Here is a 25,418-nt window from a genome sequence, read left to right as displayed (position 1 = left end):
CGCCCTGCCGCTCGTCTGCCCGGCGGGGGCGACGTCACCGCCGCCAGGCGGCCTCGCGATGGCGGGCGAGGGCGGTCAGCGCCTGGTTGACCGGTGCCGTGCGGCCCACCTTGGCCGCCTCCCGCGGGACCGCCCCGTTGATCACATCGATCTCGCTGGTCCGGCGGGCCTTATGGTCCAGCAGCGCCGACGGCTCGGCACCGGGCATCCGGGCGGCGAACTCGCGCACGAGTTCCACGGGGTCCGGCACGTCGATGGCCACCCCGCGCGCCCGCGCGGTCTCCCAGGCCTCGGTCGCCGCGGCCCGGCTCGTCCGGCCCAGTTCGGGGTGGTCGCGGATCTCGCCCACGGTCAGCCCGGTCAGGGCGCACGGAGCGCTGTAAGCCACGTTGCAGATGAGCTTCTCCCACTGCATCGCGATGATGTCGTGCACGGCCTCCGCGTCGAACCCGGCCGTCCGCCAGGCCGCCGCGACCTCCTCGACCCGTTCGGGGGGCAGGGAGCCGTAGGCGCCGAACCTCAGGGCCCGCATCGCGTTGTGGTGCACGCGGCCCGGCCCGCGCAGGCCGGCGCCGAAGCCGCTGGCGATACCGACGGCCAGGCGTCCGGCGCCCACCGCGCCGGCCACGACATCGGCCGAACCGAGGCCGTTCTGGATGGTCAGCACGGTGGTCCCCGGTTCCAGCAGCGGTGCGAGTCCGGCTGCGGCCCCGGGCACGTCGGCGGCCTTGACGGCGAGGACCACGAGGTCGACGGGTTCGGCGGGCACGGCGGCGTGGGCCGCGACCGCGGCGCGGAACTCCCCGTCCGGTCCGTGGACGTGCAGCCCGTCGCGGGCGATGGCCTCGACGTGGGCCCGCCACGCGTCGACCACCGACACCTCGTGGCCGGCGCGGCCCAGGCGTGCGGCGTATACCGAGCCCATGGCTCCACAGCCGACGACGCAGATCCTCATCAGCCCATCTCCTTGAGGAGTTTGGCGATCTCGTCACCGAGGCCCGGCTTGGCCTCCAGGCCGAACCCGGGCGCCTGGCCGGGGTGGACCAGCCCGCCGGAGAGCCGGCAGTCCGGACTGTAACCGCCGAAGGGCTCGAAGACCCCCGGATAGGATTCGCAGCCGCCCAGCCCCAGACCGGCCACGATGTGCAGGTTGATCAGGTGCCCGCCGTGCGGGAACGCCTGGGACCGGTCGACGCCGCACGACTCCATGGCCTCGAGCATGCGAGCGTACTCGGTCAGCCCGTAGCTGAGGCCGGCGTCCATCTGGAAGACGTCCCGGTCGGGCCGCACTCCGCCGTAGGTGAGCAGGTTGCGCACGTCCTGGTAGGAGAAGAGGTTCTCGCCGGTGGCGACGGCGTCCGGGTAGGCCTCGGTCAGTTCCTTGTGCAGTGCGTAGTCCAGGGGGTCGGCCGGCTCTTCGTACCAGCGCAGGCCGAGACCGGCCAGAGCCGCGGCGTAGGCCAGGGCCTGGTCCCGGCCGAAGCGTCCGTTGGCGTCGACGGCCACCCCGTCCCCGCCGCCGATCACGTCGATGGCCGCCTCGACCCGGGCGACGTCCTCGGGTAGCGGCATGCCGCCAATCTTGATCTTGACCGTACGGTAGCCCTGGTCGGCGTAGCCGGTGAGCTCGTCGCGGAGCCGGTCCAGGGAGTCGGCGGGGTGGTAGTAGCCCCCCGCGGCGTAGACCGGCACACCGGTGGTCGCGGGCCGGCGCCCGAAGGCCCGGGCGATGGTGGCATGGGCCGGCTCGTCGCGGTGCTTGGCCAGCAGGTCCCACACCGCGAGCTCGACCGCGCCGGCCGCCGCGGCGCGGTCGCCGTGGCCGCCGGGCTTCTCGTCCCGCATGGCGCGTTCGAGTACGCGGGCGGGGGAGAGCAGCCCGGTGGACGGGTCGAGGAGGGCGCCGGGGTCGGCGGCCAGCAGCCGCGGGATCATCCGCTCCCGTAGGATGCCGCCCTGGGCATGGCGTCCGATCGAGTTGAAGGCGATGCCGGTGAGCGGGGCCCCGTCGCGGCGGACGTCGGTCCGGACGGCCACCAGGGACACGGTGTGCTCGGCGAAGTTCACCACGGAGTTGTTGATGTCCCCGCGGAGGGGGATCGCGACCTCGCGGATGTCGGTGATGCGCATGGCCCTCAAACTATGATCTAGACCGTTCGAATTGTCTAGTCTAATCACCGTCCCCTGCCCCCGGGGTCCCGTCTGCCCGGTGGCCGGCAGGAGCCCGGCGCGGGCGGCTCTGCGGGGGCTTCGCCCTGGTGCGACAGGTCACAATGTTTTTCGGTCCTGCGGACGGTGGACCCGAGGACGGGAGAGGGCAATGAGGCGTTATGAGGAAGTCGCGGAGGAGTTGGTCCGGCAGATCCAGTCGGGACGCTGGCCGATCGGCGGGCAGTTCGCGCCCGAAGTGGACCTGGCGGCGGAGTTCGACGTCAGCCGGGGCACGATCCGAGCCGCGCTCGACATCGTGGAGGATCTGGGGCTCGTCTCCCGCCGGCCCCGGCGCGGCACCCGCGTCGAACGCCTCAAGCCGCATTCGGTCTTCGCCCGTTCCGTGCATTCGGTGGGCGACCTGATGCAGTACTCCGCGGAGACGGACCGCCAGGTGCTGTCGATCGCCGATGTGGTGGTCGACGAGGTCGACGCCCTGGTCCTGGGCTGCCGGCCCGGGCAGCGCTGGACCAAGATCCGGATGCTGCGCATCGATCCGGCCGATGACGGCTGGCCGCTGTGCTGCACCGACGTCTACCTCGAGCCCGGCATCGCCGAGGCCGTGGGCGACCAGGTCCTGGACCCCAAGCGGTTGATCTCGGACATGGTCGAGCAGGCGACCGGCCGCACCGTGCACACCATCGAGCAGCGGATGCGGGCGGCGACGGTGCCGGACGCCATGGTCGATCTGCTGCGCACCACCGCCGGTTCGCCGGTGCTGCAGATGATGCGGCGGTACCTGGATCGCGCCGGGGACCCGTTCGAGATCACGGTCTCGGTGCACCCCGCCGATCGGTTCGAGTATGCGGTTGACCTGGAGCGCGGCCGCGGCTGACGTAGTCTGCGGAGACCGGGGACGGGTGTGTCGCCTCAGTCCAATTGTCCAGACCGTTCAAGAAAAAGTCTGGTGGACAGAAACACTTTCCTATAACGTGGGCCGGGTCACTTCACGGGAGGATCACCATGGGCGCCAACTCCGAGTTCGAGCTCCAGGGGCTCTGCCACCTCGCGCTGGTCTGCGAGGACATGGAGCGCACCGTCGACTTCTACACCAACGTCCTCGGCATGAAGCTGAGCAAGACGATCAGCATGCCCAACGGCGGGCAGCACTTCTTCTTCGACATGGGCGGTGACCAGTTCCTGGCCTTCTTCTGGTTCCCCGATGCGCCCAAGCGCGCCCCCGGCATCGCCTCCTCCGCAGTGCTGCCCGGTCTCGGTGACATCGCCACGGCCCACGCCTCGATGAACCACGTCGCGTTCAAGATCCCGCTCGACAGGTTCGAGGAGTACAAGGCCAAGCTGGACGCCAAGGGCGTCGAGACCGGTCCCGTCCTCGAGCACGACGACAGCCCGCGCGGTGTGGCGGAGACGTTCCACGAGGGCGTCTACGTCCGCTCGATGTACTTCTTCGACCCGGACGGGGTCCTGCTGGAGTTCGCCGCCTGGACGCGTGAGCTGAACGAAGACGACGTCAACCTCGCGCCGATGACCGCCGCGGGGATCCCTGCCACCCAGAGCGCCTCCGCATGAGCGGGGAGCCGATGGTGGAGTACGCCGAAAGGTTCTTCCGGCTCGTGGAAGCCGGTGACATCGAAGCGGTCTCCGCCCTCTACCACGACGACGTCACCGTCTGGCACAACTATGACGACGTCGACCAGTCCAAGGAAGAGAACCTCGCGACGCTGGGAAGCATCTCCAGCCGCTACGACAGGTTCGGCTACGCCCAGCCCCGGCACGTCGCCCTGGAGGACGGCTTCCTCCGCCAACACGTGATCGAGGTCGAGCGCAACGGCCGGTCGGCCGCGATCCCGGCGATCCTGCGCGTGTACGTCGAGGACGGCAGGATCCGGCGGATCGAGGAGTACTTCGATCGCAGCCAGCTCGCCGTCGTCCTCGCGGCCTGAGCCGGGAGGCGGACCCGGGTCCGCCTCTCCGGTCAGGAGAAGAAGCTGCGGCTCTCCTCGGCGAAGCGCAGCAGGTCCTCCGCCACGGACACCTCGGTGAAATCCTGCCTGCGGTGGCTGGGCGCCGAGATGCTCACCGCGTACCGGGCGCCGGCATGGGTGCCGAGCGGTGCGGCCACCGCGATGACCCCGTCCTCACTCTCCTGCAGCCCGGTGGCGTAGCCCCGCTTCCGGATGCGCTTCAGATCCTCCAGAAGCGCGGTCCGGGTGCTCAGTGACTGGGGGGTCAGCTGCTCCAGTTCCTCCTGGGGATAGAGCGCGACCACGGCCTCGTCGGGCAGCAGCGACAGCAGCGCCTTGCCCGAGGCCGAGACGTGGGCCGGAAGGGTCTTGCCCATGCGCGACCCGACCCGCACGGCCCGGCTGCTCTCCACGGCATCGACGAAGGACACCAGCGAGCCGTCGAGGCGCGCGAGGTGGACGGTCTCGCCGTAGTGCTTGGCGAGGTCCTCCAGCATCGGACGGACCTGTTCGCGGACGTCGATCCGCCGCAGCACCGAGAAGGCGATCTCGGTGAGCGCGGGACCCGGCTCATAGGCCCGCGAACTGCCCGACTGGCGGACGAACCCGCGGTACTGCAGCATCGCCAGCACCCGGTGCGCGGTGGACGACGCCACCGAGAGGTACTCGCTCACCTCGGTGAGGCGAAGGCTCTTCCGCTCGCCCAGCAGCAGCAGGATGCGCAGCGCGTTGTCGACCGACTCGATCGGATACTGCGGCTTGCGAGGCTGAGCGGGGGAGGAGCTGTCCACCCAGCGGACCTTATCCGTGGACGCTTTCATCGATCCTTCCATCTCGCGGCCCGAGCGCCCTGGATCGCCGCGAACGCCGTCATGGCGTGCTCTCACTCCCGAAGCGCGTGGCGAGCCAGTCGGCGATCGTGTCGGCGACCGCGTCGCGGGCGCCTTCGGGCTCCAGGAAGTAGTGGTCACCGAGGTGGTCGCGACGGGTCTTGTCCTCGCCGGCCAGGGCATCGGCGATCCGGTCGGCGTCGCTGGGGAAGACACCGGTGTCCCCGGTCGGATTGATGATCAGTGACGGGACCGTGACCTTGGTCAGGTTGGCCTCACCGCGGCAGGGCGACTCGCTCAGGCTCCACATGTTGAGCCAGTTGCGCACCGTCGTCTCCCCGGCGATCCCTCGGTCGCCTCGGTTAGCGGCCTCGACGGAACCACGGTAGCAGCTGTTCGGCTTCCGATCGGTGGGCTCCAGAGCGGGGTCGACCATCCTCGGATCGGCCCAGGTCCGGGGCACGGTGAAGTGGCGGTCGTAGTAGCCGGCCTCGGTGAGCCGGGCCAGCTCGGCCTTGGCCCACGCGGTGATCCGATGATTGCGGTCGACCTGCGCCCGCCGGTAGCGCTCGATGAACTCCGCGCTGTACGGCGGACCGTTCTCCGGGTTGAACAGGTCGAGGGAGGGGTCGGTGGCCACGGGGTCGAACTCGTCGACCACCGCGGCGTCCATCCAGGCGGTGAGGACGTCGGGACGGCCCAGGTGCGCCGCCAGGGACACGTAGCCGTCGGCGGCGGGCAGCTCGTCCACGCCCGGGACGGGGCCGTGGCCGATCGGGGGCCGCAGGGCCGGGTCGACGGCCTGGGCCTGGTAGGCGGCCATCAGGGAGCCGCCCCCCGAGTTGCCCAGCAGGACGACCGAGTCGACCCCGGCCTCCTCGCGCAGCCAGCGCACGCCGACGCCGATGTCCACCAGTGCCTGGTCGAGCCGGAAGTTCCACTCGTAGCCGCGGAACCGGGTGTTCCATCCCAGGAAGCCGATGCCGCGCTCGGCCATCAGACCGGCGAGATAGTGCTCGGCGAAGTCGATCTGATAGTGGGTGGCGATCAGCGCCACTCTCGGGCGGACGCCCTCCGGCGCGTGGTAGAGGCCCTGGCAGGGATGTCCGCCGGCGCCCGCCCGCGGGGCGTCGGCGGAGGGGCGGGAGACGAAGGTACGGGTGATCATTGGGCCGCCACCTCGATCCGGCTCGCGGCCACATGGCTGCGGAGCTTCTCGAAGAGGATCCCGAGGCGCTCGGTGGCCACCGGGTCGGTGAGGTGCCCGGCCTCGTCGAAGCACTCGTGGGCGAAGGGCATGACCACCTCGGGTCCCGGCATCACCGGGGACTGGGAGAAGACGAACATGTTCCTCAGCTCGAACTGGCACCGGGCGGTGCCCAGCCGTCCGGGAGAGGTGCCGATCAGGGCGACCGGCTTGCCCTGGAGGACGGAGGCGCCCAGGGGGAGGGAGATCCAGTCGAGGGCGTTCTTCAGGACGCCCGGGACCCCGCCGTTGTACTCCGGCGTGGCGATCATCAACGCGTCCGCGGCGGCGATCTCCTCGCGCATCCGGGTGACGGCCCACGGCTCCTGGCCGAGCAGGTCCTCGTTGAAGAGCGGGAACCGCCCCACCAGGTCGCTGATGGCGACGGTGACCCCGTCCGGTGCCAGACGCGCCGCGGACTCCAGCAGCAGCCGGTTCCACGAGCGCTCGCGCAGGCTCCCGACGATCCCGTAGACGGTGATGTCCGCCGTGCTCACAGTGCTCCTCCCAGGTAGGCGTCGATGACGGCCTCGTCGCGGACGACGTTGGCCGGGACGTCGAGGGCGATGCGGCGCCCGAAGTCGAGCACGCAGACCCGGCTCGAGATGCCCATCACCATCGACATGTCGTGTTCGACCAGGAGCATGGTGATGCCCAGGTCGGAGTTCACCTCGCTCAGGGTCGCCGCCATCTCGGCGGTTTCCTTGTGGTTCATCCCCGCCACCGGCTCGTCGAGCAGCAGCAGCCGGGGCTCCATGCACAGCGAGCGCGCGAGCTCGACCCGTTTCTGCACGCCGTGGGGCAGCGGGCCGACCGTGTGCTGCAGCAGGCCGCCGAGCCCGAGGCGGTCGGCCACCTCGGTGACGTGCCGAAGCGCCGCGCGCTCCTCACGCGCGCTGCGGCCCCATCGGATCATGCCGGCCACCGGCCCGGAGCGAAGATGCCGGTGCCGGGCCAGGAGCAGGCATTCCTGCACCGTCATGGCCGGGAAGACGTCGACGTTCTGGAACGTGCGGGCGATCCCGGCGCCGGCGATCCGGTGGGGGGCGGTGCCCAGGATCTCCCTGCCGGCGAACCGGATGCTCCCCGACTCCGGGCGGTAGATGCCGGAGATGCAGTTGAACAGCGTGGACTTGCCGGCGCCGTTGGGGCCGATCACGGCGAAGAGGTCGCCCTCGTCGATGGTGAAGGTGACCCCGTCCAGCGCGCGGACTCCCGCGAACGACAGGGTGAGGTCCTCGACCTCCAGGAGTGCGGGGCTCACGAGTCGGCTCCCGGGGCGGTGGCGGGTGCGGCGCCGAGGTAGGCCGCCGCGATGTCGTTGTCCTGCTCCAGCTCTGCCGGGGTGCCCTCCGCGCAGATCCGTCCGCCTTCGAGGAGATAGGCGTAGCCGGAGATCGACAGGGCCATGCGCGCGTTCTGCTCGACGAGCAGGATCGAGGTGCCCCGCTCGTTGATGGACACGATGATGTCCCGGACCTGTTCGACGATCCGGGGTGCGAGGCCCAGGCTCGGTTCGTCCATGAGCAGCAGCTTCGGCCGTGACATCAGGGCCCGCGCGATCGCCAGCATCTGCTGCTCGCCACCGGACAGGTAGCCCGCCTTGCGGTCCAGCAGGCCGCGCAGGGGCGGCAGCAGCGTCAGGACTTCGTCGCGGGCCTCGGTGAGCGCGGCACGGCGGTAGCGGCGCGTGTGCCCCCCGCTGGCGAGGTTCTCGGCGACGCTGAGGCCGGGGAAGACCATTCTGCCCTCCAGGCACTGCGCGAGCCCGGCGCGGACGCGCTGCGACGGGCGGGACCCGGTCATGTCCTTGCCGAAGAGCTCCACCCGCCCGCCGGTGAGGCGTCCGCGGTGCAGCCCGAGCAGGCCCGAGACCGCCCGCATCGTGGTGCTCTTGCCCGCCCCGTTGGGGCCGAGCAGGCTGACGACCTGCCCCTGGGGGACCCGCAGGGTCAGCTCGGTCACGGCGTCTCCGGCGGCGCCGTAGCCGGCGCTGACGTCCGTCGCCTGCAGGGCGGGCGCACCGTCGGACGCTTTCGGGGCCTTGCGGCTCATGACGTCTTCCGCCTTTCGCGTGGGCCGCCCAGCGGTCCGGGCAGGCGCCGCCAGGCCCGGAGCGCGAGCGCCCGGATCCCGTTGGGCTCGAAGAGCAGGATCAACACGATCACCAACCCGTAGAGGAACCCGGACAGGAGCGGTGCCGTGATGCCGCCGTCGGTGCTCATGCCCTTGCGGACGAAGGGCAGGAAGCCCGAGGTCTGGTTCACGACCTCGGGGATCGCGCGCACGAAGAGAGCACCCAGCAAGGCCCCGGAGACCGTGCCCATACCGCCGATCACGATCATGGCGATGAAGTCGACCGAGAGCATCAGGTGCCACTGGCTGGGGGTGAAGTAGCCCATGTAGGACACCAGCAGCGCCCCGGAGATGCCGGCGAAGAAGGAGGAGATGACGAAGGCGATCGTCTTGGTCCGGGTCACCGGGACGCCCACCACCGCGGCCGCCACGTCCTTGTCCCGCACGGCCATGAAGGCGCGGCCGAGCCGCGAACGCTTGAGGTTGTGGGTCAGGAGCATGACCACCAGCAGGATCGCCAGTGCGAAGTACCACCATGCCTGGAAGGCGTCCAGGATCATCTGGTCCCCGGCCATGACGCCCAGGCTGAGGTCCTGGTCGCCGAAGAGGACCGGTGCCGCCGGACGCCCGTTCACGCCACCGCTGAGGCCCGTCCACGTCTCCCACACGTAGAGGCCGATGAAGACCAGGGCGAGGGTGGCGACGGCCAGGTAGAGGCCGCGGATGCGGACGGCGACGGGCGCGACCAGGGCGCCGGCCACGGCGGCCACGAGGCCGGCCGCCGGCAACCAGAGCCACCAGGGCAGGCCCTTGTCGGCGCCGAGCCAGGCCGAGCTGTACGCGCCGATGCCCATGAAGAAGGCGTGGCCCAGCGAGATCTGGCCGGCGAGCCCGGTGATCACCTGCATGCCGAGGGCGCCGACGCCGACGATCAGGGTGAAGATGCCGATGCCGAGCCACAGTTCGGAGCGGAGCACCAGCGGCAGCACGAGCATGGCGGCGACCCACAGGCCGACGCCGGTCCGCCCGCGGGTGAGGAGGCGGCGCGGGCGCGGCCGGGAAGCCGCGGCGCCGGGGGCGCCCGGGGGGCTGGTCAGGACTGACAAGGCTCAGACCCTTTCGATGCTGCGGCTGCCGAACAGGCCGTACGGCCGGACCAGGAGGACCAGGAGCATGAGCACATAGGGCAGTACGTCGTGCAGGCGGCCGCCGCCGATGTCGCTGAGGTAGTTGGAGCCCAGGACCTGGGTGAGCCCCACGACCAGGCCACCGACCACGGCTCCGATCAGTGAGTCCATGCCTCCGATGACGATCGCCGGGATCGCGATCAGTGCGAGGTCGCCGATGCTGGGGGAGACCACGCGGGGGAACGAGGCGAGAAAGATCGCCGCGGTCACCGCGAGGAAGGCCGCCAGGGCCCAGGAGAGCGCGAACATCCGCCCTACGTCGATGCCCTGGGCCAGGGCCGCCTCCTGGCTGCTCGCGGTCGCGCGCAGCGCCAGCCCGTGCCGCGTCCGCTGGAAGAACAACGCGACGGCGGCCAGGACGACGACGGAGACGACCACGGTGGCCAGGGCGCTGTTGGGCAGCACGACCGAGCCCACCGTGGTGGTGCCGGAGCCGACCGGTCCCACCGAGTCGTGCCTGCCGACGCCCCACACCATCAGGATGGCGTTGTGCAGCATGGTCGAGATGCCCAGGGTGGCGAGCACCACGACGGTCACCGAGCGTCCGATCAGGCCGCGGATCAGCATCCGCTCGACCACCAGCGCGAGGCCGACGGTGATCGCCACGGCTCCGAGGAAGGCGAACAGGTAGGGCATCCGGGGCAGCAGGGTCAGGACGACGTAGGCGCCGATGGCCACGAACCCGCCGTGCGCGAAGTTGAAGGTGTGGGAGCCCTTGAACATGATCACGAACCCGAGCGCGATCAGCCCGTAGACCAGGCCCAGGGCGACGCCCTGGAAGCCGAGCTGGAGGAAGAGGGTCATCTGGAGATCCTGGGTCGGGGTGGTGGGAATGGAGCGGGGTGTGTGGGGCCCGTTTGAGCCCGCACACGCCCCGCGTCGTCAGTTGCCCCTGGAGGCGTCCCAGGACTTCGCGGCCCCGGACTCGAAGAACTCGGCGACCGGCTCCTGGACGCCGTCCTTCCCGATCTTGTTGATGCGGGACTGGTAGCTCACGATCGAGTCGCCGTCACCGAGGTCGATCGCCGGAAGGATGCCGTCGAAGGGGACCTTGAGGTCGACCATCGCCTTCTTCACGCCCTCGCGGGTGAGGTCCTTGGCCTTGCACGCCTTGCGCAGCGCCTCCACGACCACGGTCCCGTTGATCCAGCCGCCGACCTGGAAGTTGTCCGGCTTCGCGTTGGGCGCGTAGGCGTCGCGCGCCTTGGTCAGTGCCTGGATGCCCGCGTTGTCGTCATTGAGGGTGCCGTAGCCGCCGGAGATGAAGTAGTTGCCCAGCAGGCCGTCCAGGGGCTTGCCGAGGCTGGAGGCCCAGGCGCCCGAGCTGGACACGAAGGTCGGCTTGTAGCCGAACTGGGCCGACTGGCCGATGATGCCGGCGGTCTGGGCGGGGGTGACGCCCAGCATGACGATCTCGGCCCCGGCGTTCTTGAGGTCGTTGATCTGGGCCGTGAAGTCGGTGTCGGCGTTGGTGTAGGTCGGCTGGGCGACGACCTTCACGCCCTCGGTGGCCTTCGCCGCGTGGTTGAGGGCGTCGAGGTAGATCTTGCCGGTCTCGTCGGCCGACGTCACGAAACCGACGTTGACCGTCTTGGCGGACGAGGCGCCGGCCTTCTCGGCGGCCCAGACCAGGCCGTTGATGAGCTCGACCTCGAAGGGCGGCATGGCGACGTAGACGTTGGGGAGATCGAGGGTCTGGGTGTTGATGGACGCCGAGAGCGTCGGCATGTCGTCCCGCTTGATGTTGGCCTGGACGGCGTTCAGGCCGGCGGTGCCCACGAACTGGGCCACCATCAGGTTCTTGGGCGCCGCGGCGCGGTACTGCTGGGTGGTGATCTGCGGGTCGTACTTGGTGTCGCGCTTGTCGACCACGACCTTGCGTCCGCAGATGCCGCCCTCCGCCCGGTTGACCTGGTCGATCTTGGCCTCGACACCGAGCGAGCCGGCGATGCCGCCCTGGGCGATGGGCCCGGAGAAGTCGCTGATCACGGTCACGCTGATCTCGTCGTCGGTGACCCCGGGGCCCATGGCGACGCCGTCGGCCCCTGTGTCGGCCTTGCCGGAGCCCGAGCCGTTGCCGCAGGCGGCCAGGGTCATCAGGGAGGCGACCGCCAGCGCGGTCATGGACTTCTTGAGCATGGGGTTGTGTCTCTCTCGGTCGGGGGACCCGTGCTTCGGTGACACGGCTCACAAAGATTAGACCAGACTAAACAGAAATAGAAGAGAGGGACTCTGCAAGTTGGAGAAAACCCGATTCGGGGCGTTGCCGCGGCATCGTTGCGGGTCACAGCGTTGGAGCGAGGTCGCGTCAGGCTCGCCAGCTGAACGTGATGTGTCGCGAGGCGAAACGCCATCCCGCATCGAGGCGGACCAGGCGGTCGACGTAATCTCCCGCACCGGCCGGTCGGCCGTCGGTTCCCCGGAGCACGAAGTAGGCCCGGCCCGTGGCGCGCGCGTCGTCGACGAGGTCCACGAGGACGTTGCTGTTCTCGTGGCGCGGCGACTCCGCCGTACGGCCGGCGATCACCTTGGCCAGTCCCTCGGCGCCGGCGAAGACGGGTCCGCCGGTGATCTCCATGCGGCCGTCGGCGGTGAAGCAGTCGCGGAAGGACTCCAGATCCCCGGCGTCGATGGCGAAGCTGTAGCGCGCGTAGAGCTGGGTGATGGCGGTGATGTGGTCGGACAACGGGACGCTCCTCGTGGAACCGGTCGGTCGGATCAGGAATGCCCGGCCGAGCCGGGCTCGTCCGGTGAATGGCGGTGGGCGGGGGCTGGAGGACGGTGGGGAGGCTCGGGCAGCCGGGAGAGTTCGTGGCGCCAGGCGACGTCCAGGTTGAGGCTCTCCCCGAGGTCGGGGAGCTCGGCGCGGTCGGCCGCGTCGATGGGACGGGGGCGTCCCCCGGCGGAGGCGACGAGCAGGCAGAGGTGGGCGATCTCGTCGATGGAGACGGTGCGGAGCACCGCCTCGGGGACCGAGCCGCCGGTGACCACCACACCGTGCCCGCGGAGCAGCGCCGCGGCATGGCCGCCGAGGTGCCCGGCCACCTCGTCCCCCAGCGCGTCGCTGGACACCAGCACCGAGCGCGGATACACGGGGACGCCGCTCTCCAGCAGTGCGGAGCCCGGAATGTCGTAGGCCCCCACGAGCGGCTCCAGGACCAGGCCGGCCAGATCGGCGGCGACCGTGCGCCGGGGGTGCGCGTGCACGACACACCGGACGTCGGGACGCCGGCGCAGGATCCGGGTGTGCAGCGGGAGTTCGTGCGGGACGGTCCAGCCGTCCAGCTCGCCGGGCAGGCCGGGTTCGCCGTCGAGGGTCACCACCCGCACGTCCTGCGCAGTGGTGTGGGCCAGGCCCGACTCCCGGGGGCCGCGGCACCGCACCAGGATCCGCTCGTCGTCGAGGCGGAGGCTGATGTGGCCGAGGAACCCCGGAGCGAGTTCGCGGGCCGCCAGCACCCGGCATCCCGCCGCCAGCCGGTCCCGCAGTTCCCAGAGGTCGCCGTCGTGGACGTCCGCCGTCATCGGGCGGCCTCCAGGGGAGCCAGGGCGTCGAGGACCGCGGTCACCGGGGCGCCGCCCGCGATGGCCCGGCGGGCGGCCAGGGAGCCGCGCGGCCACGCCAGGGAGACCGCGCCGATCACGCGTCCGTCGGCGTCCCACAGGGCGAGCAGCCGGTCCGCGTCCTCCACCAGCCGGGGCTCGACGGCGGGGTCCACGGCACCGAGAATCTGGATGGTGCGGCCGTGCTGATCGCTCCACACCATGGGTACGTCGCCGGGGGCCTGCGGGCGCTCGGGGTCGAGCAGGGTCGCCGCGAGGCACCTGGCCTGCTCCTGGGCGGAGTTCCAGTGCTCTATCCGCCGGCCGGAACCTCCGTCCGCGGTCGCCCACCCGGCGATGTCGCCGGCGGCGAAGACGTGGTCGGCCCCCAGGGCGCGGCCGTGCCGGTCACAGGCGATGCCGTCCTCCAGGTGCAGGCCCGACCCGGCCAGCCATTCCACGTCGGCCTCTGCTCCGATGCCCGCCAGCACGTGATCGGCGCGGAGCACCTCCCCGTCGTCGAGCCGGACCCCGATCCCGTCGGCGAGATGGTCCAGAGCCTCGACGACCCTGCCCAACCTCAGGTTCACGCCTGCCCGGTCGTGCCAGGTGAGGATCCGGTCGCCCACGCGCCGGCCGACGACCCGGGCAGGAGGGTTGGGCAGCGGATCCACCAGCGTGACCCGGCACCCCTGGGAGATCGCGGTACTGGCGACCTCCGCCCCGATGAAGCCGGCGCCGACCACGACGAGGTCACCGCCACGGGCGAGGGCGGCATTCAGTGCACGCGCATCGGCCAGCGTCCGCAGCACGTGGACACCGGATCCGGTCCAGGCCGGCGACCTCGGCCGCACCCCGGTGGCGATCACCAGCGCGCCGTAGTGGAGCCGCCTTCCGTCGGACAGGGCGAGGCGGCGGGCCCCGGTGTCCAGGCCGGTCGCCTCGACGCCGAGCAGCAGTTCGAGCCCGAGCCGTTCCGCCTCCGGACGGGTGAGGAGCCGGACGGGCTCCTCCAGCCGGCCTTTGGACAGCGGCGGCTTGTCGTAGGGCTCCTCCGCGTCCCGGTCGACCAGCCGGACGCGGCCGGTGAAGCCGCGGGAGCGCAGGGTCCGGGCCAGGGTGACTCCCGCCACCGAGGCGCCGACGATCACCAGGTCGCCGGTCATGCTCCCTCGAGCCGGAGAGCCGCGGCGGGGCAGCTGCGGGCCGCGCGGTCGACGCGCTCGCGGTCGGCCTCGGGCACCTCGGAGGCCAGCAGCACGACGAGGCCGCCGTCGTCGATGTCGAAGTAGTCGTCAGCCGCGATGACGCAGCTGGCATAGCCTTGGCAGGCCTCGGTGTTCGCCTTCACGATGTGCACTCGGCACTCCCCGTTCTCGTGTCGCTGTCAGCCTTTGACGCCGGCGCCGCCGTCGCTGTGGAGGACGGTGCCCGTCATCCCTCGGGACATCGGTGACGCCAGGAACAGGTAGCTCCAGGCGTGGTCCTCGCCGGAGAGCGCCACCTGCAGAGGGACCCGGGCGGCGATGCCTGCGGCGCGACCGGGGCCGTCGAGACGCTGCTGGTCCAGCCCCAGGGATCGCGCGCCGGTCAGCCGGGTGCCGACGGTGCCGCCGGGGGCGACGCTGTTGACGCGGACATCGGGGGCGAGGTCGTGGGCCAGCGCGATGCGCAGTCCGCGGATCGCGAACTTGGTGGAGACGTAGAGCGCGCCGCCCCGGCCCGGCTGGTAGGCGGAGGTCGATTCCGTCAGGACGATGTTCCCGCGGCTGCGTCGCAGCTCCGGCAGCGCGGCGCGGACGCCGTGCATGGCCGCTCGCACGTTGACCGAGAACATCTCGTCGAACGCGTCGTCGAAGGCGTCCTCGGCGACGGCGTCGAGGGGACGGTAGAAGTCGAAGATGCCGACGCAGTGGACCAGCACGTCCAGCCCGGCGTGCAGTTCCCGGCACCGGCTCACCGCGTCGTGGTTGACCGACGCCTCGCAGGCGTCGCCGTGGACGACCTCGATGCCGGGGACCGCGCCGCGCAGGTCATCGCACTTGGCTTCGTCGCGCTCCACGGCCACCACCGCCGCGCCCTCGGCGATGAACCGTTCCACCACCGCACGGCCGATGCCCGACCCGGCGCCGACGACCAGCGCTCGCCGGCCGTCGAGCACGGGGGCGCTCATGAGGCCGGCTCCCCCGCGTCGTCCTGCTCGGGGAACAGGGAGGAGAACGGACGGCCGACCATCGCGGAGAACGTCGCGGGCCCCTGCCAGGTGAGGGCCTCGAGCTCCAGCGGGTCCAGGGTGACCCACTGCCCGGACTTGGCCGCCTCGACCAGCAGGCGCACGCCGTTGCGGGTCCGGACGAGGCTCACCCGGATCTCGGAGAACTCGTTGCCCAGGATCAGGGGCTCGCCGACCTGCCCCGCCCGCAGGGCCGCCAACTCGTCCGCGGCCGCCTGGGCGCGGTCCTGGTCCCGGAGTTCGCCCTCCCAGTGCAGGCTCACAGGAAGACCGCCAGATTCTGGGTGCGGAGCACCGACTCGTCGACCGCGATGTGGCGGCGGGCGAGCCGCCAGGCGCCGTCGACGCTCCGCAGTACGTCGCTGCGCCCCGCAGAGAGCAGGGACGGCTCGTTGACGTCGCCGCGGCTGCGGAAGAGCAGCACCGCCGACTCCACGAGGATCTCGCCGGGCACGTCGGTGGCGAAGGTGCGCACGTTGGACAGGTGGTGGCGCAGCCGTGACGGCGGGTCCTCGGTCCACGCGTGCTCGGTGCGCAGCCGGGCGACCCGGCGTTCCAGGGAGTAGAGGTCCTCGTCGAAGTGCGCCATGCGCCGGGCGGTGTCGTAGCCGCTGCCCAGGGAGGTCGTGACCCGGATCGGCATGAAGTAGTGGACGTCCTCGGTCATCCGGGCGAGCCACTTGTCGAGTTCCCGCCGGTCCAGCAGGTAGGCCTCGTCGACCAGCCACTGGTGGGCGGCCAGATGCACGGGATCGGAGAACGGGAGCGGACCGCCCACCGGGACGGCCGGGGTCGCCCGGGCGCCGAGGGGGCTGTCGGCGGAGTCGATGGGGATGTGCGCGGTCATCGGGCGTCCTCCCGCCCCGGAACGCCGACCGTGACGTCGGCCGCCTCGACGGGCCCCGCCTCGATGAGGTCGGCCCAGCGGTTCATCAGGTGGCGCTGGTTGTACTCGCCGTACCCGACCCGGGACTCGCCCGGGCCCGACCACTCGTCGACGCCCAGGGCCGGGGCGATCGTCGAACCGTCGGGCAGCAGGCCCATGCGGCCGTTGAGGAGAAGCCGCTGCGCCATGGTGCCGGCGGCGGTGGCGGTCAGTGAGACCCAGTTCTCCACGTCGTCCTGCTCGAACATCCCGCTGCTGCCGAAGCACATCAGGTAGGCCTTGTAGGACAGTGCCTTGAACTCCTCCGGGGCCTCCTTGTCGACGACGAACCAGGAGAGCACCTCGGTCTCGTCCTTGCTGATCGGCTGCCACTGGCGCAGGGACACAAAGGGGAGCACGTCGTCGGAGTCGGCCACCCTGGGCCAGTTGTGGACGAGGCTGAGGTTCGGGAAGAGCGACGCCGCGGAGACCATGAAACCGTCGCGGCCGATCAGGTCGAGCTGCCGCGCCGACCACGACCGCTTCATCCGGTCGATCATCTCGTCGGGGTAGCCGACGTAGCGGAGGCGCTCCTCAAGCGTCCCCGGAGGCAGTTTGTAGGTGGTCCCCCCGCCGCTCGTGGCCCAGTAGGTCGCGCCGTCCTTGCGCTTCTCGGCCTTCGGCTCGCGGAAGAGTCCGATCTCCACGACGCTCGCGTGGGTCTGGGGGGTGTGGTACATGTCCCCGGCGAAGTTCTCCGCGCCGATCTTCCAGTTGGCCTTGATCCGCCACCGCTGGGGCCCGAGCACCTCGACCCCGCTCGGGCTCTGCCGGGTGTAGTAGTCGAGGTAGAACGCGAAGTCGCCGAGGAACTCGCGCAGCGGAGGCGCCTGGGGATCCAGGGAGACGAAGATCAGGCCGTTGACGGTGTCCATCGCCGGTGCGGGGAGGAGCCGCTGCCCGCGCTTGTTGAAGCCGGCCTCGCCGCCGTACGCCTCCCGGTGGAAGGGCAGGCCCACGATGCGGCCGTCGTTGCGGTAGGACCACCCGTGGTAGGGGCAGCGGAAGTGCGAGGCGTTGCCCTGCTCGGCGCGGCACACCTGCATGCCGCGGTGCAGGCACATGTTGAACATGGCGTGCACCGCGCCGTCGTTGGCGCGGCTGACGATGAACGAGTTCTCCATGACGCGGCGGACCACGTAGTCACCGACCTGGGGGATCTCCGACTCGTGCGCCAGGAAGACCCAGGACCGCGAGAAGATCGCGTCCCGCTCGGCGGCGAAGATCTCGGAGTCGTTGTAGATGTGCGCCGGCAGCATCCCGTTGCGCACATGGCCGACGACGTCGGGGGGGACGGACACGGAGACCTCTTTCTGTAAGCCAGAAATGTATTCTGGCCGCGGGGTCTTCCCGTGTCAAGGAGAACGTTTCTGATATCAAGAGAACTCGCGCTGCTGTCCGAAGTCCAGGACGACCCCCGTTCCAGTTCCGGCGCGCGCCGGGGAGGAAGGTGTCACCTTGTCCGAGCTCGTGACCGGTCACCCGTCGACGCACGGGGACAGTTACCAGTTGAACACCACGCACCTGTTCCGCCAGGCGGTGGTGACCCATCCGGAGCAGGAGATCGTCTTCCGGGACGCGGCCGGCGACTGGCACCGTACGTCCTACGCGGCGACGTGGCGGCGGGTGGCGCGAACGGCGCACGCGCTGGCCGGCATCGGCGTGGGTCCGGGTGACGTGGTGGGCGTCCTGGACTGGAACCACCTGCGGCACTTCGAGCTGTACTGGGCGATCCCCGGGGTCGGCGCCGTGATGTTGCAGATGAACCTGCGGCTGGCCGCCGACGACCTCGCGTACGTGGTGCGCCACGCGGGCGCCACGGTGGTGTGCGTCGACGAGTCGCTGCTGGGGCAGGCCGAGGAGCTGGCGGCACGGTGCCCGCAGGTGCGGCGTTGGGTGGTGATGAGCGACCGGCCGCTGGCGGAGATCGAAACCTCGCTGCCGGATCCCGTGGACCACGAGGCGCTGCTGGCCCGGCAGGGCGACGAGTTCGACTGGCCGGTGATCGACGAGACCTCGGCCTACAGCGCGTGCTACACCACCGGCACCACGGGGCGTCCCAAGGGGGTGTTCTACTCCCATCGGGGGATCGTGCTGCACACGATGATGTGGGCGGCCGACCAGGCGGTGGGCGACCACGACAACGTGCTGCTGACGACGCCGATGTTCCACGCCCAGTGCTGGGGCCTGCCGCAGGTGGCGGTGTACGCGCGGGCGCGGGTGGTCCTGCCGGGGCGCTACACCGCCGAGGAGATCGGGGTGCTGGCCCGCGCGATGGTGGACTACGAGGTCACGGTGACCAACGGGGCACCGGCGATCTTCGCGCCGATGCTGGAGTACCTGCGCTCCCTGCCCGAGCCGCCGGACCTGTCCCGGGCGCGGATGATCTCAGGATCCACCGAACCGCCGCTGAGCCTGATCAAGGGCTACCACGACCTGACGGGCGCCTCGATCATCCACGGGTACGGCGCCACCGAGACCACGCCGCTGGTCACGTCCAACCGGCCCAAGCCCTCGCTGGAAGGGCGCCTGAGTGAGCGGGAGTTCTGGGACCTCAAACGCTCCCAGGGCCTGCCGGTCGCCGGTGTGGACGTCCGGCTGCTGGGCGCCGACGGCTCTTTCCTGCCCCACGACGGGACGTCGGTGGGGGAGATCTGCATCCGGGGCCCGTGGATCACCGAGAGCTACTGGAAGTCCGACGACGCGGACAAGTTCCACCGCGGCTACTGGCGCAGCGGCGACATGGGAGTGATCACCACCGAGGGGTACCTGAAGATCACCGACCGGCTCAAGGACGTGATCAAGTCCGGCGGGGAGTGGATCTCCTCCATCGACCTGGAGAACGCCCTGGCGGGCCATCCCGCGGTCCGCCAAGCCGCCGTGGTGGGCGCCCCGCACCCCCGGTGGCAAGAACGCCCTGTCGCCCTGGTCGTGCCCGAGCCCGGCCACGACGTCGACCTCGACCGGCTCAGGACCCACCTGGCCGCCACGTTCGCCAAGTGGCAGCTGCCCGACGAGATCCTCGTCGTCGACCACCTGCCGATGACCAGTGTCGGCAAACTCGACAAGAAGGTCCTGCGCGAGGAGTACGCCGACTTCTACGGCGAGCGCTGACCTGTAGCCGCCGCTCGCGGACCACGCTCCCGTCCGCGGACGGCGTACTCCCCGGGGCGACTCGTCCGGCGGCTCACAGGTCGCCTTTGGATTCGAGGCGGTAGAACGCTCTGGCGATGGGCTGGGCGGTGAGCTCGACCTGCCAGCGGCGGGCGCCGAGGTCGCGGAGCGCGGCGCCGATCGCCGAAGCGGAGGCCTCGTCCGGCGGCGTCCAGGCCAGCCGGCGGACGGAGTCGGGCTGCATGAGGTTCTCCGACGGCATCGAATGCTCGTCGGCGAGCGCGGCGACGACGGCGCGGGCGGCGGTGAGGCGCTTGGCGGCCTCCGGGTCGCGGTCTGCCCAGCGGTGCGCGGGCGGCGGCCCGTCGCCGGGGATGTTGGACTCGGGCAGCCCGCGGTCGGACAGGTCGCGGGCGCGGGCCACGGCGCGCAGCCACGCCGACTGGTGCCGGCGGGCGCCGCGTCCCCGCATCGTGGGCAGCGCCTGCAGCTCGGCGGGCGTCTTGGGGGTCTTCTGCGCCAGCTCGATGATGGCGGCGTCCTGCAGCACCCGGCCGGGGGACAGGTCCCGCTCACGGGCGATCTTGTCGCGGGCCTCCCACACCTCGCGGACGGTGGCGAGCGCCCGCCGGTTCCGGATGCGGTGGATGCCGGACGTGCGGCGCCACGGGTCGGGACGCGGCGGCTTCGGCGGCGTCGCCAGAATCGCGGTGAACTCCTCCAGCGCCCACTCCAGCTTGCCCGCCGACTCCAGCTCCTCCTGCAGCGCGTCGCGAAGATCGACCAGCAGCTCGACGTCCAGGGCGGCGTAGCGGAGCCAGTCCTCCGGGAGGGGGCGCGTCGACCAGTCGGCCGCCGAATGCCCTTTCTCCAGCTGGAAGCCCAGCACGTTCTCGACCATGGAGCCGAGCCCGACGCGCGGGTAGCCGAGCAGCCGCCCGGCCAGCTCCGTGTCGAACAGCCGCCGCGGGAGGAGACCGACCTCCGCCAGGCACGGCAGGTCCTGGTTGGCGGCGTGCAGCACCATCTCGGTGTTGGCGAGCGCGGCGTCCAGGACGGAGAGGTCGGGGCAGGCGATCGGGTCGATCAGCGCGGTGCCCGCGCCGGCGCGGCGCAGCTGGATCAGATAGGCGCGCTGGCCGTACCGGTAACCGGAGGCGCGCTCGGCGTCGACCGCGACGGGGCCGCCGCCCGCGGTGAACGCCGCGATGACACGTTCCAGTTCGGCCGGTTCGGTGACCACCGACGGGACGCCCTCACGCGGTTCCAGCAGCGGAACGGGCGGGGGACCGGTGCCGGCCTCCTCCTCCGCCGTGCCGGGCTCCGCCGGGCGGGGCGCTGCCGGGCCGGGCGCTGCCGCGGGCTGTGCTGGAACGGTCCCGGGCCGCCCCGTGGCGGTGGTCTTCTCCGTACCGGTATCCCCCTGGGGGCCGGTGGCGCGCGTTTCGGACACTCCTGCTGAACCCTTTTCATCCTCGGGTCGGCGGTCCGACCGGGGCCTCGGGGACACGGGCCGGCGAGAAAGGTGCGCTTCTTCCGTGTTCTCCCCCGCCGCCTCGGTTTCGGACGCTCTGCTCACGTCCCCTACCGTACGTCGCTCAGCCGCCCGGACCGTTCGGCAGCGCGGCGACACCGGACGGCGGCAGCCCCGCAGTGGTGCACATCACCTCGCACCAGGCCGTCACGTGCCCGGCGAGATCCTCGCCGGTCGGCGACCAGGAGGCGCGCAGCTCCAGTTCGGTGGTGGACGGCTCGCCGCGTTTGTCGCCGAAGCTCTCCGACACCGCGCGGGTGATCGTCCCAGACACGTCCGCGTAGCCGGCGGGTTCCAGCGCCTCGAGGAGCCAGTCCCACGCGACCGGGCCGATCAGCTCTTCGGCGGCGATGTCGGGCTCCAGGTCGGCGCGGATGTAGGCGACGATGCGGAAGCCGTTCGTCCAGCCGCTGCGGCCGTCCGGGTCGTACAGGACGATGAGGCGGCCCATGGCGACCTCGGTGTCGTCGTCGCGGTAGACGCTTCCGGACATCGCCGCCGCGTACGGGGCCAGGCTCTGCGGCGCGGGCATGTCCTCGAGGTCGAGTTCCGGCCGGAAGCCGGGGCCGTCGAGGATCTCGCGCAGCGTGTCCTGGGCCCGCTGGAAGGCAGGTGGGTTCATAGGTGGACCGGCCTGGGTGCGGGGGTGTGACTCGGGTCGGGTATGCCGGTGCGGGGCGCCGCCATGGGCGGCGAGAGGATGCGGAGGGGAAACAGGCACAGCACAGGTTTCGTTTCGGGGGCCGGGCCGGTCAGGCCACGGCCCGCACGTTGGCGGCGCGGCCGGCGGCCGCTCCGCGCGCCGGGGCGGCGGCGGTCGTGATGGCCGGGGCGGCGGCCAGGGCGGGTGGCGGCGAACCGATCAGGACGGCCGCGCCGCACTCGATGCACGCTCGCTCAGGGCACTCCTCACCGTGACCGTCCGGACATGGCGGCTGCTCGAACACACGTTCATCACCGCAGGTGGAGCAGTACAAGGGGGACCTCCCTCGGCTATGACACGCATCACGTTCGCACGCGCCGGTGACAGAATGCGGGACTTCGCTCGGCGTGTCCGGAAGTTCGTGCCACCGTCCTCCAGCCCCCACCCACCACCCACCACCCGCCACCATTCAATCGACGAGCTCCGCTCGGCTTCCGTCCTGTGCCACCCCCGTGCCCTGTCACCGGGGTTTCGTGGGACCATCACAACGTGACCGCTGACGCTGCCCGTCCCGACGACGTCGCTTCGAGTCCGCCTGACAACGGCGGCCTCGCCACGAGCCCGTTCCTGCTGGCCTGCCGCCGGCGGCCGGTGCCGCACACGCCCGTGTGGTTCATGCGGCAGGCGGGGCGTTCGCTGCCGGAGTACCTGCGGCTGCGCGAGGGCGTCCCGATGCTGGAGTCCTGCGCCCGCCCCGAGATGATCGTCGAGATCACGATGCAGCCGGTGCGCCGGTACTCGGTGGACGCCGCGATCTTCTTCAGCGACATCATGGTGCCGCTCAAGGCCATCGGCGTGGACCTCGACATCAAGCCGGGCGTCGGGCCGGTGATCGCCGACCCGATCCGGGACGCCGAGGGCATGGCGGCGCTGCGCCCCCTCGAACCCGGCGACGTCCCGTACGTGACCGAGGCCGTCGAGGGCCTGGTCGGCGAGCTGGGGCCGACGCCGCTGATCGGGTTCGCGGGCGGCCCGTTCACGCTCGCCTCGTATCTGATCGAGGGCGGCCCGTCCAAGAACCACGAGCGCACCAAGGCCATGATGTACGGCGAGCCCGACCTGTGGGCCGACCTCATGGGCCGCCTGGCCGACCTCACGATCGCGTTCCTGAAGGTCCAGGTCGCGGCCGGGGCGAGCGCCGTGCAGGTCTTCGACTCGTGGGCCGGCGCGGTCTCCGCGCAGGACTACCGCGAATCGGTGCTGCCGCACGCGCGCCGCATCTTCGACGAGATCGAGCCGCTCGGCGTCCCGCGCATCCACTTCGGCGTCGGGACGGGCGAGCTGCTCGGCCTGATGGGCGAGGCCGGCGCGGACGTCGTCGGCGTCGACTGGCGGGTGCCGCTGGACGAGGCGGTCAGCCGCGTCGAGCCCGGCAAGGCGCTGCAGGGCAACCTCGACCCGGCGATCCTGTTCGCGCCGTGGGAGACGGTGGAGCGCCGCGCCCGCGACGTGCTGGCGCGGGGCCGCACCGCCGAGGGGCACATCTTCAACCTGGGCCACGGCGTCCTGCCGTCCACGGACCCGGACGTGCTGGCCCGCCTCGCGGACCTCGTCCACGAGGCGAGCACCGAGGACACGCGCTAGCCGCGCCGGACGCCCTACTCGGGCGGGGGGGCCGGCCGGCCCGCTTCCGCGGGGTTCCCGGCTGCGCCGACGGCGGCCCTCTCAGGCTCGGGCTCCGGGTGCGGCCCGGTGCCGCCGCCCGCCGGGGCGGTTCCCCGCCGGAGTCGGCCGCGGAGGCGACGCCGGAAGGCCAGCACCGGAAGGCCCAGCACGGCGGCGGTGACGAGGAACGGCAGGAGCCAGCCGACCACGGTGGCGACGCCTCCGGCGAACGCCGTGAAGGCCCCCCAGCCGCTCTGCAGTCCGCCGAGGAACCCGCCGGACTCGTCGTTGGGTTCCTCGGCCGGCGCGGACTTGCCCACCAGGGTCACGGTCACCGTCGCGAACCGGGTGCGGTGCTGGAGCGACTTCTGGCGCGCCTGGAGCGACTCCAGGTCGGACTCCCGCTCCGCGATCTCCCCTTCGAGGTTGATGATCTCGTCGATGGAGTTCGCCTTCTCGTACAGCTTGCGGAACGAGGTGAGCGCGGCCTCCGCGGAGCGCACCCGCGCCTCGACGTCGGCGACCTCGCCGGTGACGTCCTCGGCCTCCTGGCGCAGCGACAGCCTGGTCCCGAGCTGCGTCCCGAGCCGGTTCAGCAGGTCGGTGTAGCGGTCGGACGGGATCTTCAGCGCGATCTCCGCGCGGGGCGACGGCTCGGTGCTGCTGGACTCGCGCTCGATGTAGCCGCCCGCCCCGGTGACCATCTGCTTGGCCTTGGCGGCGGACGCGTCGACGTCATCGGCCCTGACCCGGAGCTCCGCCGAGTGGATGACCTCGCGCGCGGCGGCCAGGGGCGCCTGCGGCTTCGTCCGGGTCCCCGGCTCCCGGCCGCCTCCGGACCCCCACTCGTCGGCCGTCTCTCCCGCCTGGCCGCGGCCGTCGCTCGTGGCGGCCGGCGCCCGGGCGGCCGTCCCGCCCGCGGACCCGGATTCGTCGGACGCGCCGTCACTTCCCCCGCAGGCGGCCAGCATTCCGGCGAGCAGGAGGACGATGAACGCGCATGTCGCGTGCCTGACGCTTCTCGCTATCCGCATGAGGCTTGGACGTGGTGATACAAATCACCGTTCCCCGGGCCCATCGCGATCCGGGCACGAAAAAGGCACGCGGGGGTCACGGCCCGGCCCCTGCTCGGGCCGTGATCCACCGTGGGAGCTCAGCCGTCGGTGAGGACGACGGGGCCGCCGATGTTGACGGGGCCGAGCGTCCACAGGGCGCCCGTGCCGGGGACGACGGCCAGCGCCGTCGCGTTGATGGTGCTCCGGTTCGGCACGGCGGTGGTCGGCACCCGCTCCCAGGTCCCGCCGCTGTACCGGAGCAGGCCGGGCTTGGCGGGCTCGTCGGCCGCGTGCCCGATGATCCAGAGCGTCCCGTCCTCTCCCTGGACGATCCTGTTGAAGCTGTTGAGGCCGGCGGGCGGTGTGACGGTCGTCCAGGCGGTTCCGTCCCAGTGCGTCAGGACGGGCGAGCCGGGTGCGCCGGGAGATGCGAAGCCGATGGCCCACGCGTCCATGGGTGACACCGCGACCATGTCGGTGATGCCGGCATCGTTCCCGGACGGCAGGTTCATCGGGACGGTCCGCCAGGACCGCCCGTCCCAGTGCCGGGCGATGAGGGCCCGGTCCTCCCGGGAGGCGGAGCCGAGGACCCAGATGTCGTCATCGGCGCGGATATGGGTGGTGTCCTGCTCCATTTCGGGGATGGCGGTCACGTGCGTCCACGTGCCGCCTGTCCGGCGGTGGACGTCGGTGGCCGTGCTGAGCCACACACCGGACGCGCGGGCCTGCAGGTCGGCGCGGTCTGTGCCCGGGGGCAGCGCCACCCGGGTGAAGGCGGAGCCGGTGAAATGCGCCAGGTAGGTGGTCGCCGTGTCGCCGGAGCCGTACGCGGGGCCGGTGATCCACACGTCCTCGGGGCCGACGGCGTCGACGTCCATGATCGTGCCGCGACCGGCCAGGCCCTGGAGGTCGTACTCCGTCCAGCCGCCGTTCTTCCACCGGCGCACGACCGGGTTTCCGTGGATGAGCGTGCCCGTCCCCGGGATGGGGCCGGGAATGACCAGCTCGCCCTGGTTTCCGGCGATCCACACGCTGTCGGGGGAGGCGGCCGCGACGTCGTAGAGGTTGTTGTTCGGCCAGAAGAACGGCAGCGGCACCCGCTCGAAGCCGCCCCGCGCCGCGGCGGAGGCGGGGGCGGCGAGTCCGGCGGCCAGCACGGTGGCGGCGGCGATCGCGCCGGCGCCCAGGAGTGGAGACTTCCAGGAGATCATGTATGCCAGTATTCACTGGC

The 25,418-nt window shown here is 71.5% G+C and carries 28 protein-coding genes; 5 read left to right on the top strand and 23 right to left on the bottom strand.

What is annotated here, in order from left to right:
• Window positions 1-34: 34 nt before the first annotated feature.
• Complete coding sequence (locus ACGFK0_RS01870; RefSeq protein ID WP_392898623.1) at window positions 35-955, bottom strand: ketopantoate reductase family protein; 921 nt, start codon at window positions 953-955, stop codon at window positions 35-37.
• Window positions 955-2,130, bottom strand: coding sequence for an enolase C-terminal domain-like protein (locus ACGFK0_RS01865; protein ID WP_392898620.1), 1,176 nt, complete (start codon window positions 2,128-2,130; stop codon window positions 955-957). The genes ACGFK0_RS01870 and ACGFK0_RS01865 overlap by 1 nt, the downstream gene beginning before the upstream one ends.
• A 190-nt stretch (window positions 2,131-2,320) precedes the next feature.
• On the opposite strand from ACGFK0_RS01865, the gene ACGFK0_RS01860 reads away from it, so the two are divergent.
• From ACGFK0_RS01860 to ACGFK0_RS01850, 3 genes are all read left to right on the top strand, one after another.
• The gene (locus ACGFK0_RS01860) at window positions 2,321-3,046 is read left to right on the top strand and encodes a GntR family transcriptional regulator (protein ID WP_392898618.1); all 726 of its coding nucleotides are present in this window, start codon (window positions 2,321-2,323) and stop codon (window positions 3,044-3,046) included.
• 128 nt (window positions 3,047-3,174) lie between these two features.
• Window positions 3,175-3,741: a VOC family protein gene (locus tag ACGFK0_RS01855; RefSeq protein WP_392898615.1), complete on the top strand. Its 567-nt coding sequence runs from the start codon at window positions 3,175-3,177 to the stop codon at window positions 3,739-3,741.
• Window positions 3,738-4,115: a nuclear transport factor 2 family protein gene (locus ACGFK0_RS01850; RefSeq protein WP_392898613.1), complete on the top strand. Its 378-nt coding sequence runs from the start codon at window positions 3,738-3,740 to the stop codon at window positions 4,113-4,115. The genes ACGFK0_RS01855 and ACGFK0_RS01850 overlap by 4 nt, the downstream gene beginning before the upstream one ends.
• Window positions 4,116-4,147: 32 nt before the next feature.
• Here ACGFK0_RS01850 and ACGFK0_RS01845 read toward each other — a convergent pair whose 3' ends face one another.
• The 16 genes from ACGFK0_RS01845 to ACGFK0_RS01770 all read right to left on the bottom strand — a co-directional run bounded on the left by ACGFK0_RS01845 (window position 4,148) and on the right by ACGFK0_RS01770 (window position 17,477).
• Window positions 4,148-4,927, bottom strand: a complete 780-nt coding sequence (locus tag ACGFK0_RS01845; RefSeq protein WP_392898611.1) for an IclR family transcriptional regulator — start codon at window positions 4,925-4,927, stop codon at window positions 4,148-4,150.
• 79 nt (window positions 4,928-5,006) lie between these two features.
• A complete protein-coding gene (locus ACGFK0_RS01840) occupies window positions 5,007-6,134 on the bottom strand; it encodes an alpha/beta hydrolase (protein WP_392898608.1) in 1,128 nt (375 codons plus the stop codon).
• Window positions 6,131-6,709: an NADPH-dependent FMN reductase gene (locus tag ACGFK0_RS01835; protein WP_392898607.1), complete on the bottom strand. Its 579-nt coding sequence runs from the start codon at window positions 6,707-6,709 to the stop codon at window positions 6,131-6,133. The genes ACGFK0_RS01840 and ACGFK0_RS01835 overlap by 4 nt, the downstream gene beginning before the upstream one ends.
• Window positions 6,706-7,476, bottom strand: a complete 771-nt coding sequence (locus ACGFK0_RS01830; protein WP_392898604.1) for an ABC transporter ATP-binding protein — start codon at window positions 7,474-7,476, stop codon at window positions 6,706-6,708. Before ACGFK0_RS01830 ends, ACGFK0_RS01835 begins: the two co-directional genes overlap by 4 nt.
• Window positions 7,473-8,267: an ABC transporter ATP-binding protein gene (locus ACGFK0_RS01825; RefSeq protein WP_392898602.1), complete on the bottom strand. Its 795-nt coding sequence runs from the start codon at window positions 8,265-8,267 to the stop codon at window positions 7,473-7,475. The genes ACGFK0_RS01830 and ACGFK0_RS01825 overlap by 4 nt, the downstream gene beginning before the upstream one ends.
• A complete protein-coding gene (locus tag ACGFK0_RS01820) occupies window positions 8,264-9,394 on the bottom strand; it encodes a branched-chain amino acid ABC transporter permease (RefSeq protein WP_392898599.1) in 1,131 nt (376 codons plus the stop codon). Before ACGFK0_RS01820 ends, ACGFK0_RS01825 begins: the two co-directional genes overlap by 4 nt.
• Before the next feature lie 3 nt (window positions 9,395-9,397).
• Window positions 9,398-10,279 (bottom strand): branched-chain amino acid ABC transporter permease, encoded by an 882-nt coding sequence (locus ACGFK0_RS01815; RefSeq protein ID WP_392898597.1) that lies wholly within the window; start codon window positions 10,277-10,279, stop codon window positions 9,398-9,400.
• Between the two features lie 78 nt (window positions 10,280-10,357).
• On the bottom strand, window positions 10,358-11,614 hold the full coding sequence (locus tag ACGFK0_RS01810; protein ID WP_392898594.1) for an ABC transporter substrate-binding protein: 1,257 nt from the start codon (window positions 11,612-11,614) through the stop codon (window positions 10,358-10,360).
• A 169-nt stretch (window positions 11,615-11,783) separates the two neighbouring features.
• A complete protein-coding gene (locus ACGFK0_RS01805) occupies window positions 11,784-12,161 on the bottom strand; it encodes a nuclear transport factor 2 family protein (protein ID WP_392898591.1) in 378 nt (125 codons plus the stop codon).
• A gap of 32 nt (window positions 12,162-12,193) precedes the next feature.
• Window positions 12,194-13,000, bottom strand: a complete 807-nt coding sequence (locus ACGFK0_RS01800; protein ID WP_392898588.1) for a class II aldolase/adducin family protein — start codon at window positions 12,998-13,000, stop codon at window positions 12,194-12,196.
• Window positions 12,997-14,184: an NAD(P)/FAD-dependent oxidoreductase gene (locus ACGFK0_RS01795; RefSeq protein ID WP_392898585.1), complete on the bottom strand. Its 1,188-nt coding sequence runs from the start codon at window positions 14,182-14,184 to the stop codon at window positions 12,997-12,999. Before ACGFK0_RS01795 ends, ACGFK0_RS01800 begins: the two co-directional genes overlap by 4 nt.
• On the bottom strand, window positions 14,181-14,378 hold the full coding sequence (locus tag ACGFK0_RS01790; RefSeq protein ID WP_392898583.1) for a ferredoxin: 198 nt from the start codon (window positions 14,376-14,378) through the stop codon (window positions 14,181-14,183). The genes ACGFK0_RS01795 and ACGFK0_RS01790 overlap by 4 nt, the downstream gene beginning before the upstream one ends.
• A gap of 27 nt (window positions 14,379-14,405) precedes the next feature.
• A complete protein-coding gene (locus ACGFK0_RS01785) occupies window positions 14,406-15,191 on the bottom strand; it encodes an SDR family oxidoreductase (protein ID WP_392898581.1) in 786 nt (261 codons plus the stop codon).
• Entirely contained in the window at window positions 15,188-15,514 is a 327-nt protein-coding gene (locus ACGFK0_RS01780; RefSeq protein ID WP_392898578.1) for a hypothetical protein, read from the bottom strand. The genes ACGFK0_RS01785 and ACGFK0_RS01780 overlap by 4 nt, the downstream gene beginning before the upstream one ends.
• Entirely contained in the window at window positions 15,511-16,098 is a 588-nt protein-coding gene (locus ACGFK0_RS01775; protein ID WP_392898576.1) for a 3-phenylpropionate/cinnamic acid dioxygenase subunit beta, read from the bottom strand. The genes ACGFK0_RS01780 and ACGFK0_RS01775 overlap by 4 nt, the downstream gene beginning before the upstream one ends.
• Window positions 16,095-17,477 (bottom strand): Rieske 2Fe-2S domain-containing protein, encoded by a 1,383-nt coding sequence (locus ACGFK0_RS01770; protein ID WP_392898573.1) that lies wholly within the window; start codon window positions 17,475-17,477, stop codon window positions 16,095-16,097. Before ACGFK0_RS01770 ends, ACGFK0_RS01775 begins: the two co-directional genes overlap by 4 nt.
• A gap of 208 nt (window positions 17,478-17,685) precedes the next feature.
• On the opposite strand from ACGFK0_RS01770, the gene ACGFK0_RS01765 reads away from it, so the two are divergent.
• Window positions 17,686-19,290, top strand: coding sequence for a long-chain-fatty-acid--CoA ligase (locus tag ACGFK0_RS01765; RefSeq protein WP_392898571.1), 1,605 nt, complete (start codon window positions 17,686-17,688; stop codon window positions 19,288-19,290).
• 73 nt (window positions 19,291-19,363) lie between these two features.
• On the opposite strand, the gene ACGFK0_RS01760 is transcribed toward ACGFK0_RS01765, so the two are convergent.
• From ACGFK0_RS01760 to ACGFK0_RS01750, 3 genes are all read right to left on the bottom strand, one after another.
• Window positions 19,364-20,563, bottom strand: coding sequence for an HRDC domain-containing protein (locus ACGFK0_RS01760; protein ID WP_392899584.1), 1,200 nt, complete (start codon window positions 20,561-20,563; stop codon window positions 19,364-19,366).
• 325 nt (window positions 20,564-20,888) lie between these two features.
• Complete coding sequence (locus ACGFK0_RS01755) at window positions 20,889-21,446, bottom strand: DUF3000 domain-containing protein (RefSeq protein WP_392898568.1); 558 nt, start codon at window positions 21,444-21,446, stop codon at window positions 20,889-20,891.
• A 130-nt stretch (window positions 21,447-21,576) separates the two neighbouring features.
• Window positions 21,577-21,771, bottom strand: a complete 195-nt coding sequence (locus ACGFK0_RS01750) for a hypothetical protein (RefSeq protein ID WP_392898565.1) — start codon at window positions 21,769-21,771, stop codon at window positions 21,577-21,579.
• A 323-nt stretch (window positions 21,772-22,094) separates the two neighbouring features.
• Here ACGFK0_RS01750 and hemE point away from each other — a divergent pair, with 323 nt between their 5' ends.
• Window positions 22,095-23,111, top strand: coding sequence for a uroporphyrinogen decarboxylase (gene hemE / locus ACGFK0_RS01745; RefSeq protein ID WP_392899581.1), 1,017 nt, complete (start codon window positions 22,095-22,097; stop codon window positions 23,109-23,111).
• A gap of 14 nt (window positions 23,112-23,125) precedes the next feature.
• Here the strand turns inward: hemE and ACGFK0_RS01740 are convergent, their stop codons facing one another.
• Both ACGFK0_RS01740 and ACGFK0_RS01735 read right to left on the bottom strand, forming a co-directional pair.
• Entirely contained in the window at window positions 23,126-24,166 is a 1,041-nt protein-coding gene (locus ACGFK0_RS01740) for a DUF4349 domain-containing protein (protein ID WP_392898563.1), read from the bottom strand.
• A gap of 119 nt (window positions 24,167-24,285) precedes the next feature.
• Window positions 24,286-25,398, bottom strand: coding sequence for a hypothetical protein (locus tag ACGFK0_RS01735; RefSeq protein WP_392898560.1), 1,113 nt, complete (start codon window positions 25,396-25,398; stop codon window positions 24,286-24,288).
• Between the last annotated feature and the right edge of the window lie 20 nt (window positions 25,399-25,418).

The organism is Spirillospora sp. NPDC048823, from assembly GCF_043198445.1.
GTDB lineage: Bacteria > Actinomycetota > Actinomycetes > Streptosporangiales > Streptosporangiaceae > Spirillospora.
This window is presented reverse-complemented; position numbering and strand designations above follow the sequence as displayed.